Annotated in this window: 9 protein-coding genes; 5 read left to right on the top strand and 4 right to left on the bottom strand. The window is 40.7% G+C overall.

The features are described from left to right. Positions 1–301 precede the first annotated feature (301 nt). From ACESQI_RS18370 to ACESQI_RS18360, 3 genes are all read right to left on the bottom strand, one after another. Entirely contained in the window at positions 302–1,987 is a 1,686-nt protein-coding gene (locus ACESQI_RS18370) for a RagB/SusD family nutrient uptake outer membrane protein (protein ID WP_002561941.1), read from the bottom strand. Positions 1,988–2,007: 20 nt separating this feature from the next. After that, positions 2,008–5,256, bottom strand: a complete 3,249-nt coding sequence (locus ACESQI_RS18365) for a SusC/RagA family TonB-linked outer membrane protein (RefSeq protein ID WP_373126699.1) — start codon at positions 5,254–5,256, stop codon at positions 2,008–2,010. 769 nt (positions 5,257–6,025) lie between these two features. Next, positions 6,026–7,393 carry a TrpB-like pyridoxal phosphate-dependent enzyme gene (locus ACESQI_RS18360; protein WP_002561939.1) on the bottom strand — a complete coding sequence of 456 codons (1,368 nt, stop codon included), beginning with the start codon at positions 7,391–7,393 and terminating at the stop codon, positions 6,026–6,028. A gap of 137 nt (positions 7,394–7,530) precedes the next feature. On the opposite strand from ACESQI_RS18360, the gene ACESQI_RS18355 reads away from it, so the two are divergent. Both ACESQI_RS18355 and ACESQI_RS18350 read left to right on the top strand, forming a co-directional pair. Further along, on the top strand, positions 7,531–9,366 hold the full coding sequence (locus ACESQI_RS18355; protein WP_195661318.1) for a TrkH family potassium uptake protein: 1,836 nt from the start codon (positions 7,531–7,533) through the stop codon (positions 9,364–9,366). 52 nt (positions 9,367–9,418) lie between these two features. After that, positions 9,419–10,105, top strand: a complete 687-nt coding sequence (locus ACESQI_RS18350) for a TrkA family potassium uptake protein (protein ID WP_002561937.1) — start codon at positions 9,419–9,421, stop codon at positions 10,103–10,105. Positions 10,106–10,265: 160 nt separating this feature from the next. Here the strand turns inward: ACESQI_RS18350 and ACESQI_RS18345 are convergent, their stop codons facing one another. Further along, positions 10,266–11,732 carry a catalase gene (locus ACESQI_RS18345; protein ID WP_373126697.1) on the bottom strand — a complete coding sequence of 489 codons (1,467 nt, stop codon included), beginning with the start codon at positions 11,730–11,732 and terminating at the stop codon, positions 10,266–10,268. 243 nt (positions 11,733–11,975) lie between these two features. Between ACESQI_RS18345 and ACESQI_RS18340 the strand changes: the two genes are divergently transcribed. From ACESQI_RS18340 to ACESQI_RS18330, 3 genes are all read left to right on the top strand, one after another. After that, positions 11,976–12,398, top strand: a complete 423-nt coding sequence (locus ACESQI_RS18340; protein ID WP_373126695.1) for a DUF4890 domain-containing protein — start codon at positions 11,976–11,978, stop codon at positions 12,396–12,398. 81 nt (positions 12,399–12,479) lie between these two features. Continuing rightward, complete coding sequence (locus tag ACESQI_RS18335) at positions 12,480–13,028, top strand: DUF4738 domain-containing protein (RefSeq protein ID WP_122202172.1); 549 nt, start codon at positions 12,480–12,482, stop codon at positions 13,026–13,028. A 116-nt stretch (positions 13,029–13,144) separates the two neighbouring features. Beyond that, positions 13,145–15,109: a sulfatase-like hydrolase/transferase gene (locus ACESQI_RS18330; RefSeq protein ID WP_373126693.1), complete on the top strand. Its 1,965-nt coding sequence runs from the start codon at positions 13,145–13,147 to the stop codon at positions 15,107–15,109. The last annotated feature ends 9 nt before the right edge of the window (positions 15,110–15,118 follow it).

Below are 15,118 nucleotides of genomic sequence, written 5' to 3'. Positions count from 1 at the left end.
AGCAGAAAGTGTCATTATTCCTATTGCAGAGAATAATATAAATAGATAAATACGTTTGATAAAACTCATCCTGATATATTCAAATACAATTAATTACATTAATTATTTTAAAACTATTCATTCACAAAGATAATAATAACGGATGGTATTATACTATTTCTTTGATAACAAATAACATTTCTATGTTGTTAAGGGGGGGTAGAAAACAAAAATAGGAAGAAAACGAAGTCGTCTTCTCCCTATTTGATTCTATTAAAAACTGATGAAGTGTTTCGTATTGGCGAAAGGAACTTCTTTGGAATTAATATCCCGGATTCTGAGAAACAGAACCTAATGTTTCGCGCACTTCACGGGCTGGGATAGGATATAACTCATGCTTTCCGCTGACAAACCGTGAACCGGCTGCGTAAGTGTAGTTACTTCCTAATCCTTCCTGGCCATTGTAGTAGCTTAGGAAATTCTGAGAAGTGGTTGCTATTGTTTCTTTCAGGAGATTCCAACGGATAAGATCGAGCCGACGGTTACCTTCGAAGCAGAGTTCACGTCCGCGTTCGGCTACAATGAAGTTAAAGAAGTCATCTTTTCCGGCGAAGTCACTTGTTTTCAGGTCTACATCTGCGTTTACTGTTAAATAGGGTTTTCCAAAAGCGCGGCGGCGTACTTGGTTAACACGTTCAATGGCTAAATCATTCGGACCGTCATTCAGTTCGTTTTCAACTTCTGCACTCATCAACAGAACGTCGGCATATCGAAGTAATGGGAAGTTTACATCGGTGTTGTTATTGTCTTTGATAGCAGCTGTTTGCCAGTTACGGCGCCACTTGCCTGGTGACCAGTTCTGACTGTTCTTTTCGGCTATTTCTACAATTTTACTATTGGCATTGATACTGAATGTGGCTACTGCTACATCCCGGCGTAAATCTTTCTCATCAAAAGTCTCATAAAAGAATTTATGTGTTTTGATGAATGAATTGGCTCGTCCATAAATGGAATTTACATTAATTTCAGGACCGTTGTATGTTCCCATATTGCTGGCGCCAGCGTTCTGTCCGGTTGGATTGTAGAATGATATTTCGCAGATATTTTCAAACGGATCGTATTTTAGTTCACACATGTTGCGGAAGTTCTTTTCATATCCACTGGAGTATGTACCGTCTGCGTCGATCAGCCCATGTTTGCCAGAAGATATCAATTCGTTTAAAACTGTTTGTGCTGCCTGGTAGTATTCTTTATAATTACCGGGACGTTTGATTGATTTATCCTGATAAAGTGAATATCCTCCGCGGAATAAATAAGCCCGTGCCAGTAATCCCATGGCTGCTCCTTTTGAGAGTCTTTCTCCTTTCTGGTTACTGTCATCACACCACAACAGGCCCGGTATTGCTTCTTTTAAATCAGTTATAATTTGTGCATACACTTCATCCCGGTCTGTTTTTGGGAGTTTAAAGTTATCCCCGTCTTTTGACGGATCAAGCTTCAAAGGTACATCTCCCCAAAGGCGCACCAGGTCGAGGTAACACATAGCACGCATACATTTGGTCTGAGCTACCAACCGATTGAATACCAACTGGTCACTTTCTCCATTAATTACCACATTGTCTTTTTGGTCTAGAATTGTATTGGCGCGATCTATTCCCTGATAATACAACTCCCAGGAGCTTTGTAACCAAGAGTGTTCTGCATAGGCATTATAGTGGCCTAAGTCGCGGGCAACATGACCTGTACCAGCTCCTTTTACGTGAGCGATGTCTGTGTCACAATCTCCGTATACCTGCCAGTATTGTCCGTAGGTAGTGATACTACTGAAAGTTTCGTATATACCGTTGACAGCCATTTCCATTTTGCCAGTAGTATCGAAGTAGGTATCTGCGCTGTATTTTCCGTAAGTTTCTTCTTCTAGCTGATCAAGACAAGAGGTAGAAATAACTCCTGTGAAGAGAGCGAATGCACTTACTTTTATTATATTTACTATTCTATTTGTTTTCATAATTTCAAATTATTATCAGGTTAAAATGAAAGATTTAATCCGAATACGAATGACAAGCTTCTTGGATAAGCACCCCAGTCAACGCCTGGAGTCAGACCTCCGTTCGATTTGGTATTAACTTCCGGATCATAACCAGAGTAACCGGTAATGGTAAACAGATTGTATGCAGAAGCATACACACGAAGGTTGCTGATATATGCTTTTTTCAGCCATGTTTTCGGGAACGTATAACCGAAAGTGACATTGTTCAGGCGTAAGAATGAAGCGTCTTCTACATATCCGGAATGGAAAGCTAAATTGCTGGATCCTTCGATGGATGCATAGTTTGCATTACGGTTGAGGATGGCGAGTTTTTCAGGATCTTTGAAAACATTGGCACCTGTACCGTCAATATACGTGAAACGTTCGGCTGCATTCGCTAATGAATTACGGTTCTTGTTATTCATTTTGGTAAAATACATCTTATTAGCGTTGTACACATCACCACCAATCTGGAAATTCAGACCGATAGAAAGATCGAAACCTTTGAAAGTGAAGTTGTTGATAAATCCACCGATAATATCCGGAGTTGCATTTCCGATCACGGTTTTATCATCCGAAGTGATACCTTTCACACCGTCTGTATCTTTAAATTTCCAGTATCCGGGTTGTATGCTGGCATCATAAGAATTGCCTTCTCCGTTCAGTACATATCCGCCGTTACCGCTGTTTGCAGCATTGTCCCAGTGGAAATCTTCCACCATATAGATTCCTTTTCCGTCCAGCTGATAGCCGTACATCTGTCCCATGGATTGTCCTACAGCGATGATATAATCGTCATCGTTAAATTCAGATACAGTTGACCATCCGGAACGTTCAGTGAAATAATCTGCATCGGCCAGAGCTACAATCTTATTCTTGTTGTGAGCAAAGTTCAGGTTACTTTCCCAAGTGAAGTTTTTGTTTCTGATATTAATGGTATTAATAGAAACTTCAATACCACGATTGCGCGTTTCACCTACATTCTTCATAACGGTTGTATATCCTGATAATCCGGGAAGTTTTGAATTCAACAACAGATCTTTGGTCTGGTTATTATAGATATCGATCGTAGCCTGAATACGTTGATCAAGGAAGCCCATTTCAAGACCTAAGTTGGCTGTAATGTTAGTTTCCCATTTGAGGTTCGGATTGGGAAGCTGTGAACTTGCATAAGTCGGTACTAATTGATCTTCATAACTGGTGTTGCCGGAGCCCATGATGGCTAATGAACGGTAACTACCGATATTGTCATTACCTGCCATACCATATCCGAATCTAACTTTCAGATTTGAGAATACATTCAGATTTTTGATGAAATCTTCTTCAGAAGCACGCCATGCGACAGAACCGGCAGGGAATACTCCCCATTTATTGTTCTTACCGAAACGATTGGAACCATCGGCACGAACGGTTACAGTAGCAAGATATTTACTTTTGTAGTTATAGTTGGCACGACCGAAGAAAGATATTTTACGGTATTTGTAATGTGTCGTAGAAGGTACATTAGGATTGGTTCCCAATGAGAAATCGTCAAAACCAAAGTTTACATCAGGGAAATTGGTATTTGTCACTGACAATGTTTTTGTTTCGAGCATATAGTCTTCCTGGCCTACCAATACATCAAATGAATGTCCGTTCTTAAGTTTCGGGGTATAAGTCACGGTGTTGTTATATTGCCAGCCGTTATAGTCATTGATGTTCTTTGTTCCGTAAGGAGCTCCACTATTAATAGCCTGGCGACTCTGTGCCTGATAGAATACATCATTATTCAGGCGACGTTCACGAAGACCTACAGAACCGCGATAGATGAGATTGTCTAATATTTTAAACTGTACTTCTCCATTGATTTGTAGACTCTTATTTTCTTTAGTACGTTCTTCTGCCTGAATGGAGATCAATGGGTTTTGCATCTGGTTACCACTGTCTTCATCAGTAATCGGGTCACGTTGGAGGGTTAACAAATCAGAGTCGTTACCATATTTACCAATAACAGGACGATATTGGAGGATATGCTGCATACGGCTGAAATATCCGGATTCGTTCAGAGAACCCAATCCTTCAGAAGTTTCGTTGCTGTAGTTAGCATTGAAGGTGACTTTTAACCGCTTGTTGACATCCTGTGTAAATTTAGCACGGATATTGGTACGGGCAAAACCACTTCCCTTCATAATTCCATCATCACTGGTACGTGCTATTGAAATGTTGTAACTGGAAGTCTTGGTTCCTCCACTGATACTTACTTTGTGGTTTTGAGAAATAGGGCTGTTACTGCCGAATACTTCATCCTGCCAGTCTATACCTGCACGATTGCCATAAACACTTGGAATATTTTGATAAGCTGCATACATCTGATCCAGAATGGTACCCCCGTTTTCATCATAAGGGTCTGCATAATATTTCAGATAAGTTTGTTTGTCGGAGTCTGCACCGATCATTGCACGTTCATATTCCAATTTTGCGAATTGTTCTGTGCTGAGAAGGTCAATTCTCTTTGTCAGTTTCTTGAAACCTACATACATGTCATAGCTAACGGTCGCTTTGCCTTCTTTACCGGATTTTGTTGTAATAAGGATTACACCGTTTGCTCCTGCAGAACCATAAATGGCTGTTGATGATGCATCTTTCAATACATCAATAGATTCAATATCACTCGGATCGAGTCCGTTCATGCCATTCTCACTTTGGAAACCATCTATAATATATAGAGGTTCATTACTCTGTGTGATTGACATTCCACCACGTACACGTACTGAGATTTCTGCATCGGGGGAACCTTGAGATTGAATTACCTGCACACCGGCTATTTTACCAGCTAATGCCTGTGTTACACTGGAAACCGGTATTTTACTTAATTCACCTCCCTGAACGGAAGAAACGGAACCAGTTAAGTCGCGACGCTTAGTGGTAGCATAACCAATTGCTACAACTTCGTCCAGTTGAATAGAGTTGGGGACTAGAGTCACATTGATCTGGCTACGACCGTTGACCGGAATTTCTTGTGTATCCATACCTATATAGGTAAATACCAGTACGTCTTTTGCTGCGTTATTTACCTTTAATGAGTATTTCCCATCGATATCAGTGATGGTACCTGTGCCGGTGGCACCTTTTATAACTACATTGGCACCAATTACTTCAAATCCGTCACTGTCTATTACTTTACCTGTAACAGTAAGGCTCTGTGCCTGTATGTTAAGGCCGACAAATAGAAAAATTGCCGTGAAAAGGAATTTTTGAAAATTTTCCATAACAATTAAATAAAGGTTGTACTTTGAATTTTTATTCTGTCCAAAAATATTGCAAATCTCTAAAACGATTAATTCCTATTGTCTTTAGTTTATTTAAAAATCGCTTTATGTCTTTCACTTTTGTTCATAACTCTTTCATTTATGTCTAAAAAATGTGCTAAGAGCTTAAACTATTCTATTTTTATATAGATTTGGTGATAGATATTCTGTAGATAATCACCGTTTTTTTTCTCTTTTTGTGGTATGTTTTTTAACGTGTTCGATATGAGATTGATTCAGATATCCATCGTTTTTTCGTGTATAGAGGGATTAGCTTGGTTGGTGAGTAAAAATACCTCTTCCTCTCTCTACATTTTATGAACAGGCTGATTGAGTTTTATGTGAGGAGAACGTGTGCCAAATTGTAGTATACAGAGGAAAATCTTACTTTATCACAAAGCTACTGATTTGATACGTTCCACACATTGTTTTTTTGTTGCATTAACATTGTTAACGTCGCTTTTTTAACAAGATGAGGTTTATATGCAAGATTGTACACTTTAATACCTCAATATTGTACAATCTTGCCATGCAAAAGTGTACAATATTGAGGTATTAAAGTGTACAATCTTATATTTCTTAAAAATAGAGCTTGCTAGTCTTTGATTATCATTGATTTACGATTCGTAAACGTACTGTGCTCTATGCTGAATTTCACTTTGTGTGAATGTCTGTAATTGTTCTTTTCGCAACCAAATATTCAAGCAATGATTGCCAAGTACAAAAAAACTTATGCCAGACTTCCTATTTCATCCAGATTCTTTTGGATGTCTTCATCACTGAGTGAGTAATTCACCAAGTCTCCTGCCAGGAACTTATCGTATGAGGGCATATCGATAAGTCCGTGACCGGAAAGGTTGAACAGAATAACTTTCTCTTCACCTGTCTCTTTACATTTGTTTGCTTCACGGATAGCAGCAGCGATAGCGTGACAAGATTCCGGGGCAGGAATAATACCTTCGACCTGTGCAAATAAGCAACCGGCTTCAAAAGATTCTAGCTGCTTGATGTCTACTGCTTCCATCAGTCCGTCTTTCAACAATTGAGAAACAATAACGCCTGCACCATGATAACGAAGACCACCGGCATGAATGTTGGCTGGAGCGAAGTTGTGTCCTAATGTAAACATGGGAAGCAACGGGGTATATCCGGCTTCGTCTCCAAAATCATACTGAAATTTACCACGTGTCAGTTTGGGACAGGAAGCTGGCTCGGCTGCAATAAAACGGGTTTTTTTACCGTCTAGAATGTTGTGACGCATGAAAGGGAAAGCGATACCTCCAAAGTTTGAACCGCCTCCAAAGCAAGCAATCACCATATCGGGATATTCTCCTGCCATCTCCATCTGTTTTTCGGCTTCCAGTCCGATGATTGTTTGATGAAGTGTAACATGGCTAAGTACAGAGCCGAGGGTATATTTACAGTTCGGAGTGGTACGGGCAAGCTCGATAGCTTCGGAAATGGCTGTACCCAATGAACCCTGATAATTGGGATGGGCGGTCAGTATATCTTTTCCGGCACGGGTAGACATAGAAGGAGAGGGAGTGACCTGTGCTCCGAAGGTTTGCATGATACTACGACGATAGGGCTTCTGTTCATAACTGATTTTCACCTGATAAACGGCAGCTTCCAGCCCGAAAAGCCGGGCAGCATAAGCAAGAGAAGCTCCCCATTGTCCTGCACCTGTTTCCGTGGTTACATTGGTTACTCCTTCCTGTTTGCAATAGTAAGCTTGCGGGATAGCAGAGTTTAATTTGTGTGAACCCATTGGGCTGACACTTTCATTCTTAAAATAGATATGTGCCGGAGTTCCCAGAGCTTTTTCCAGTCCATAAGCACGTACCAGCGGAGTACTACGGTAGTATTTATACATTTCGCGTACCTCTTCGGGGATCTCGATCCAGGCATCAGTCTGGTTCAACTCCTGACGTGAGAGTTCTTCTGCAAATATGGGAAAAAGGTCTTCTGCTTTTAAAGGTTGCTTTGTACCGGGGTGTAAAGGAGGCATCGGCTTGTTTGCCATGTCAGCCTGAATATTGTACCAATAGTGTGGAATTTCTTCTTCGGGTAGCAGGTACCTCTTTGTCTTGTTACTCATGATATTGTAAATTTTAATATTTTGATTGCCAAAAATAGGTATAATTTTTAATACAACGATTAAATAGTCAACAAAGAATCGAATTTGTTGTTATTTTAATTAAGTTTGCACCTTCACACATTGACACATTATTTATCATGAAAATTTATCATAAAATATTGTTGTATCAGAATAAGTTACTACAGCCTTATGTTCGTGTTTTGCTCAGGCTAATAGCTGCTTTTACTTATGTAGCCTCATTACTATTGATAGTAGGAGTAGTTTATGAACATGGGTTTCCACTTTCAAGTGTGGATGTGGAGCATCTTAAAATATTATATAAGGCTGTCTGGATTATCTTTTTGATAGATGTGACCTTGCACTTCCTGTTGGAATACAGAGATACAAAAAAGAATTATCGTAAACTGGCATGGGTGTTGAGTGGCTTACTTTATCTGACACTCATTCCCGTTATTTTCCATCAACCTGAGGAGAGTGGGGCGATTCTTCATTTTTGGGAATTCCTGAACAGTAAGTTTTATCATGTAACCCTTTTATTACTTTTTTCTTTTCTTAATTTGTCTAATGGTCTGGTACGGCTGTTAGGACGCAGGACGAATCCTTCATTAATTCTGGCGGTGAGTTTTCTGGTGATTATACTGATAGGTACGGGATTGTTATTACTGCCACGTTGTACGGTAGAGGGAATATCTATTTCGTGGGTGGATGCATTGTTTACTTCAACAAGTGCAGTGTGTGTGACAGGTCTTGTGCCGGTGGATGTATCTGCTACTTTTACCCCCTTGGGACTTACGGTGATTATTCTGTTGATACAGGTCGGTGGGTTGGGAGTAATGACATTGACCAGTTTCTTTGCTATGTTTTTCATGGGAAATACTTCGTTGTATAATCAATTGGTGGTACGTGATATGGTGAGTTCTAATTCATTGGGTTCATTACTATCCACACTGTTGTATATATTGGGTTTTACGTTAGTGATAGAGGGTATGGGAATGCTGTCTATCTGGCTGGGCATTCATGGTACATTGGGGATGGACCTGCAGGAAGAGTTGGCTTTCTCTGCTTTTCATTCCATCTCGGCATTTTGTAATGCCGGATTCTCTACCCTTCCGGGTAATCTGGGTAATCCGATGGTGATGACCGGGCATAACTCTCTGTATATTTCTGTTTCTTTATTGATTATTTTGGGTGGTATTGGGTTTCCTATCCTGGTGAATTTTAAAGATATTGTGCTTTACCATTTGCACCGTTTCTGGAAGTTTGTGCGTACACTTAAATTGGATAAACATAGAGTACAGCATCTTTATAATCTGAATACGAAAATTGTATTGATTATGACTTTCCTGCTTCTCGTATTGGGTACACTCGCCATTGCCGCCTTTGAATGGAATGGTTCTTTTGCCGGTATGTCTGTAGCGGATAAGTGGACACAGGCATTTTTCAATGCTACCTGTCCGCGAACGGCAGGGTTCAGCAGTGTGGATCTGACAAGCCTGAGTATACAGAGCATATTGATTTATATTTTGCTGATGTGGATAGGTGGTGCAGCACAATCTACGGCAGGTGGAGTCAAAGTCAATGCTTTTGCCGTTGTAGTGATGAATCTTATGGCAGTGCTGCGTGGTACAGATCGTGTAGAAGTTTTTGGGCGTCAGCTTTCACATGATTCGATCCGTCGTTCTAATGCAACGGTAGTTATGTCTCTTGGGGTGTTGTTTCTGTTTGTATTTATATTGAGCATACTGGAACCTAAAATGTCGATTATGACACTAACGTTTGAGTGTGTATCGGCATTGAGCACAGTAGGATCGAGTCTGAATGCCACGCCCTTACTTCGGGATGAGAGTAAGTTATTGGTGGCTTTGTTGATGTTTGTAGGTCGCGTAGGATTAATAACACTAATGCTGGGCATTGTGAGACAAAAGAAAAATACGAAATATCGTTATCCGAATGATAACATAATAATAAATTGAATAATATGTCAATTGGCACATTATTCAATCGGTACATTAAAAAAATATTGATATGAAATACATTATTATTGGTCTGGGAAATTATGGGCATGTGTTGGCAGAAGAGCTTTCTGTATTAGGGCATGAAGTGATAGGTGCGGATATCAGTGAAAGCAGGGTAGATAGTATTAAAGATAAGGTAGCTACTGCTTTTGTAATTGATGCAACAGATGAGTTATCGTTAGCAGTACTTCCGCTCAATAGTGTGGATATTGTGATAGTGGCAATCGGAGAGAATTTCGGTGCTTCCATTCGTGTAGTAGCGTTGCTAAAGCAAAAGAAGGTGCAACATATCTATGCGCGTGCTATTGATGCGGTACACCGTTCGGTATTGGAAGCTTTTAATCTGGAAAAAATACTGACTCCGGAAGAAGATGCAGCGCGTAGTCTGGTACAATTGCTGGATTTTGGAACTAATATGGAAGCATTCCGGGTAGATTCAGAATATTATGTGGTGAAGTTCTCTGTGCCGGAGAAATTTATCGGATATTTTGTCAATGAACTTAATCTGGATGAGGAGTTTCATCTAAAGTTGATAGGGTTGAAACGAGCAAATCGGATAGAGAATTGCTTAGGGATTTCACTGACGGAACACAGCATAGTAAATGAGCTTCCTGAAAATGATAAGATACAGGAAGGAGATGAATTGGTGTGTTATGGTAAATACAGAGACTTCCAGAAGTTCTGGAAGGCATTATAACATTAAAGTTAATAATGGGCATTGTCTGCCACGTAGCTTTCTTCTGTGTATAAAACGTTATAAAGTTCAGACTTAGGTTTTATTATACTCTAAAAAATATTCCTTGTTATTTTCGTTTTCAGAAAATAGCAAGGAATGTATATTTTAAGTGAGTTATTATTTATCTGTTAGCTTTCAAAGCTTCTTCCAGATCGATACCCAGTGCTTTGGCAACGCCTGCTCCATATGCCGGGTCTGCTTTATAGCAATTACGTACGTGACGTTGTTTAATGAAGAGTTCGGAATCTCCCATGGCACGCGCTGTGTTTTCAAACAGTAGCTGTTGCTCATCTGCCGGCATTAGTCGGAAGAGATCGCCTGGTTGGCTGTAATAATCGTCATCATACTCCCGTTCATTATAATTATAAATATCACTATGAACCTTCAAAGGTGGTTCTTTCTTTTCAGGCGAGTCTTTCCATTCGCCATAACTGTTGGGTTCATATCCTTTGGTAGCACCATAATTACCGTCTACACGCATAGAGCCATCGCGATGGTAGGAATGGAACGGACAGCGAGGTTTGTTAACCGGTATCTGTTCCGAATTAACGCCCAGGCGATAACGCTGTGCATCTCCGTAGGAGAACAAACGGCCTTGTAGCATTTTGTCGGGAGAGAATCCAATACCTTCTACAATGTTTATCGGATTGAAGGCAGCTTGCTCTACTTCTGCAAAATAGTTCTCAGGATTACGGTTCAGTTCAAGAATGCCTACGTCTTGTAGCGGAAAGTCTTTGTGTGGCCATACTTTAGTCAGGTCAAATGGGTTGATGCGGTAATTGTCTGCTTCTTCTTCCGTCATCACTTGAATCTGGAACAGCCATTTTGGATAATCACCTTTTTCAATACTTTCGAATAAATCGCGTTGGTGTGATTCACGGTCTTTGGCAACAATGGCTTCAGCTTCCTGGTCAGTCAGATTCTTGATACCTTGCAGGGTACGCAGATGGAATTTTACCCAGATACGCTCGTTTGCGGCGTTATAGAAACTATAGGTATGGCTGCCGAATCCATGCATATGACGGTAGGAATAAGGAATGCCACGCGGGCTCATAGTGATGGTTACCTGGTGTAATGCTTCGGGTAGCAGTGTCCAGAAATCCCAATTACTGTTAGGGCTACGCATGTTTGTTTTTGGATCTCGTTTGATGGCATGATTGAGGTCAGGAAACTTCAGAGGATCACGTAAAAAGAATACCGGGGTATTGTTTCCTACCAGGTCCCAGTTACCTTCTTCCGTATAAAATTTCATGGCAAAACCACGAATATCACGTTCTGCATCGGCAGCTCCGCGTTCACCGGCTACGGTAGAGAAGCGGACAAAACACTCTGTTTTCTTTCCTATTTCGCTGAATATGGCCGCACGGGTATACTTTGTAATGTCATGCGTTACAGTAAATGTTCCGTAAGCTCCGGAACCTTTGGCATGCATACGTCTTTCAGGGATTACTTCCCGGTCAAAATGAGCGAGTTTTTCAATTAACCATGGATCTTGCAAGGTGATAGGGCCACGAGGACCTACTGTCTGTGAATTCTGATTGTCGGCAACAGGGCGGCCGTTGGCAGCTGTAAGTTTCTTTTCTTCCATAAATGTGTAGTTTGTGAGAGTTTATAAATATATAACAAAGATAGGGGAGATTTGCTCACTTGTCAAACAGATATTTTCTATGAGAAAATAGAAAAAAACGATAAGGTTTGTAAAGATGCAGAGGAATCGTTTATTAATTGTTAAAAAAGTGAGAACAGACTAAACTTATTGGGTTTCAGTGAGTCGTATATTCAGTTGCAACAAAAAAACTGATAATTAATCAACTTAAAAGCAAAGGTTAGTATGAAAAGAATAGTATTTTTAATGGTTACCCTCTTTCTGATGGGTAGTGTAGTGATGGCACAGGGACAACGGGGCGAACATAAGAAAATGACTCCGAAAGAACGTGCGGAACAAATGACAGAACGTATGGTTAAGGAATACTCTTTGAACGATACGCAGAAGAAACAATTGTTTGAAGTAAATCTTGCACAGTGTGAGAAGATGGGAGATCGTGCTTCGATGCGTCCGCAGAGAGATGGAAAGAAAGCACCTGAAATGACGAAAGAAGAACGTGAAAAGATGCGTGCAGAGATGAAAGCTAACAGTGAGGCTTACAATGCGCAGCTGCAAAAGATAATGACTAAAGATCAATATGCTTCTTATACCAAGAAGCAGGCTGAACGTGAACAGCGGATGAAGGATGGACGCAGAGAGAAGAAGTAGCTTAACTTTCAACCTTGAATTCTTGTGTATATCCGGCTCTTTTTGTTCCTTTGTCGTCATAAATTAAAGAACGGATTAAAGATGAAGAGATTCATATATTTGTTTATTCTGTCACTGTTAGCAGGGTTAACTGCTTGTGGCGGTGGAAGTAAAAAAACGGATGAAGGTTCATTGATCCTCATGCAGGATAGTGTAGATAGCCGGGGATTGCAGCGTATGCAGGTATCGAAAGCCGAAGTGGATATTAAATTTAAGGGGAAGGATTACCACTCTTTTATTTCTCGTACTCCTGATGAGGACCTGCCGCTTGTGAAGAATGAGATGGGGAATACTTTTGTTGACAACAAGATTCAGCTCCGTTTGACCCGTGGCAATGAGCAGGTCTTTAATATGACTTTTACAAAGAAGAACTTTTCTTCTATTGTAAGTGATGATTTCTTGTCGAAATCTATTCTTGAGGGGATGGTGTATAATAAGACTACACCTCAAGGTATTGTCTATGCGGCCAGTGTGTGTTATCCGCAGACAGACTTGTATGTTCCTATCTCTATAACGATTACTGCCGATGGTAAGATGACAATGGAAAAGGAGGAGTTGCTGGAGGAAATATATGAAGAAGACAGTATTTAAACTCTCTGATATGTTTTGACAGCATATTTACACAAATATGATAATTTTTAAAACAATTGAAAGGTAGCCCTGTGGCTACCTTTTGTACTTTAGCGGAGTCAATAAATTTTATAAATATGATGAACACACAACTTTATTTATGCTCCGCAGCTTTGCTGCTGACTGCTGCTCAGACCAAAGCAGCCGATAAGCAAAAAGAACGGCCAAATATTCTTTGGCTTACTTTTGAAGACACGAGCTCTTATGAGTTTGGTTGTTATGGAAATGCGCAAGTACATACGCCTAATGTAGACGGACTGGCTTCTAAAGGGATACAGTTTATGAATGCATGGTCGGTAGCACCACAAAGTTCTGCTGCACGTTCTTCGCTTATTACCGGATGTTATTCCAGCACATATGGTATGGATGTTCACCCGGTACCCTATGATACTCCGGAGAATATCTTTTTCCCACAATGGTTGAGGGATGCCGGTTATTATTGTACGAATAATAGCAAGACACACTATAACTCGACTACAGATAATAAGATCTGTTGGGATGAATGCACAAAAACGGCTTCTTATAACAGTCCTAAACGTGAAAAAGACCAACCTTTCTTTGCAGTATACAATACGGTTACCTCTCATATGGGGCGTGTACGTACCTTTCATATGGATGGGCGTCGTGATTATACAAAGGAAGGTATTTATCCTGATAAACTGATCCTCCCGCCTCATGTGCCCGATCTTCCGGAAGTACGTTCTGACTATGCCGGACATTTGGAGGCTGCTCAGGATGTGGATACATGGGTCGGCTTTTTCCTCAAGGATCTGAAGGAACACGGTTTGGAAGATAATACCATCATCTTTGTATTCAGTGATCATGGAGGTTGTCTGCCTCGTGGCAAAGGATATTTATATGAGACAGGTTTACGGGTTCCGTTGGTTGCTTATTTCCCCGAGAAATGGAAACATCTGGCTCCGGCAACAGCGGGAACAAAAGATAGTACGCTGATTAGTTTTGTGGACCTAGGACCTACTGTTCTGAGTCTGGCAGGTGTGAAGCCTCCTAAATATATGCAGGGAAAGGCACTGATGGGAAAATATGCTTCTAAGGAGAAGACTACGATGCAATTTGCGTTGGCTGCCAATCAGTTGCATCATTTTATGCCGGTACGTGCAGCTATGGACGGACGTTATAAGTATATCCGCAGTTATATACCTTACCGCCAGTTTGCATTACGTAATTATTATCAGTGGGGTATGCCTTCCAATAAAGCTTGGGATAAATGGGTAATGGGTGGCCATAATACGAATCCTGACTGGAAGCAGACGTTTGAACATCATCCGGCAGAGATGTTATTCGATTTGGATAATGATCCGTTTGAATTGAATGATCTGGCTGCCAAACCGGAATATCGGGAGGTACTGCTTCGTTTTCGTAAGGGAATGTCCGATCATATTCGTGAGACAAAGGATCTAGGATTCTTTATTCCTACTTCCCGTGAGAATGTAGTCTTATATGATAAGGTACGTAAGGAGAAATATCCGTTGAATGACTTATATGCTTTGGTGGAATTGGCAGGTGTAGCAACTGCTGCTGATGTGCCGGTATTTGAAAAAGCACTGGCCAGTGCATATCCCGAAATGCGTTATTGGGCTACCGTAGGCTTGGCTCAGTTAGGTATAAAAGGAGAGTTGAAAACTTGTCCGGCTGCGTTACTTGCACTATTGGATGATAAAGATGCTTATATAGCTTGTGAGGCTGCCTATGCTGTTTCTTATCTGGGTGAGACAGAAAAAGGGGTAAAACGTCTGAATTATCCGCAGAATGAAGCGGATAGAAAGATAGGATATTCATTGTTGGAGTGCCTGTCTTTGGATAAGGCGATGCAACCTACGGTACGGGTACATTTGGCCGATTTGAAAGAGAAAGCTGAAAAACTTCCTCGTAAGGCAAATGAAGATGCCGGATTGATGGCACGTGGTATTCTTGTAAATCTGGGAGAGATGGATATAAAAGATTTGCATGGTCCGGAAACATACGAAATGGGATTACAACTGAATCATGGTCGCAGACCGATGGTGCCACTTCCTAATTGATAAGAATGT

This window comes from Bacteroides sp. HPS0048 (assembly GCF_964240755.1).
Classification (GTDB): Bacteria; Bacteroidota; Bacteroidia; order Bacteroidales; family Bacteroidaceae; genus Bacteroides; species Bacteroides nordii.
Note: the sequence above shows the minus strand (reverse complement) of the source record. Positions and strands in the feature narration are given on the sequence as shown.

Bases quoted from the DNA above. Each gene is read 5' to 3' on its own strand.
- ACESQI_RS18370 (WP_002561941.1), bottom strand. From the start codon at position 1,987: ATGAAAACAAATAGAATAGTAAATATAATAAAAGTAAGTGCATTCGCT.
- ACESQI_RS18365 (WP_373126699.1), bottom strand. From the start codon at position 5,256: ATGGAAAATTTTCAAAAATTCCTTTTCACGGCAATTTTTCTATTTGTC.
- ACESQI_RS18360 (WP_002561939.1), bottom strand. From the start codon at position 7,393: ATGAGTAACAAGACAAAGAGGTACCTGCTACCCGAAGAAGAAATTCCA.
- ACESQI_RS18355 (WP_195661318.1), top strand. From the start codon at position 7,531: ATGAAAATTTATCATAAAATATTGTTGTATCAGAATAAGTTACTACAG.
- ACESQI_RS18350 (WP_002561937.1), top strand. From the start codon at position 9,419: ATGAAATACATTATTATTGGTCTGGGAAATTATGGGCATGTGTTGGCA.
- ACESQI_RS18345 (WP_373126697.1), bottom strand. From the start codon at position 11,732: ATGGAAGAAAAGAAACTTACAGCTGCCAACGGCCGCCCTGTTGCCGAC.
- ACESQI_RS18340 (WP_373126695.1), top strand. From the start codon at position 11,976: ATGAAAAGAATAGTATTTTTAATGGTTACCCTCTTTCTGATGGGTAGT.
- ACESQI_RS18335 (WP_122202172.1), top strand. From the start codon at position 12,480: ATGAAGAGATTCATATATTTGTTTATTCTGTCACTGTTAGCAGGGTTA.
- ACESQI_RS18330 (WP_373126693.1), top strand. From the start codon at position 13,145: ATGATGAACACACAACTTTATTTATGCTCCGCAGCTTTGCTGCTGACT.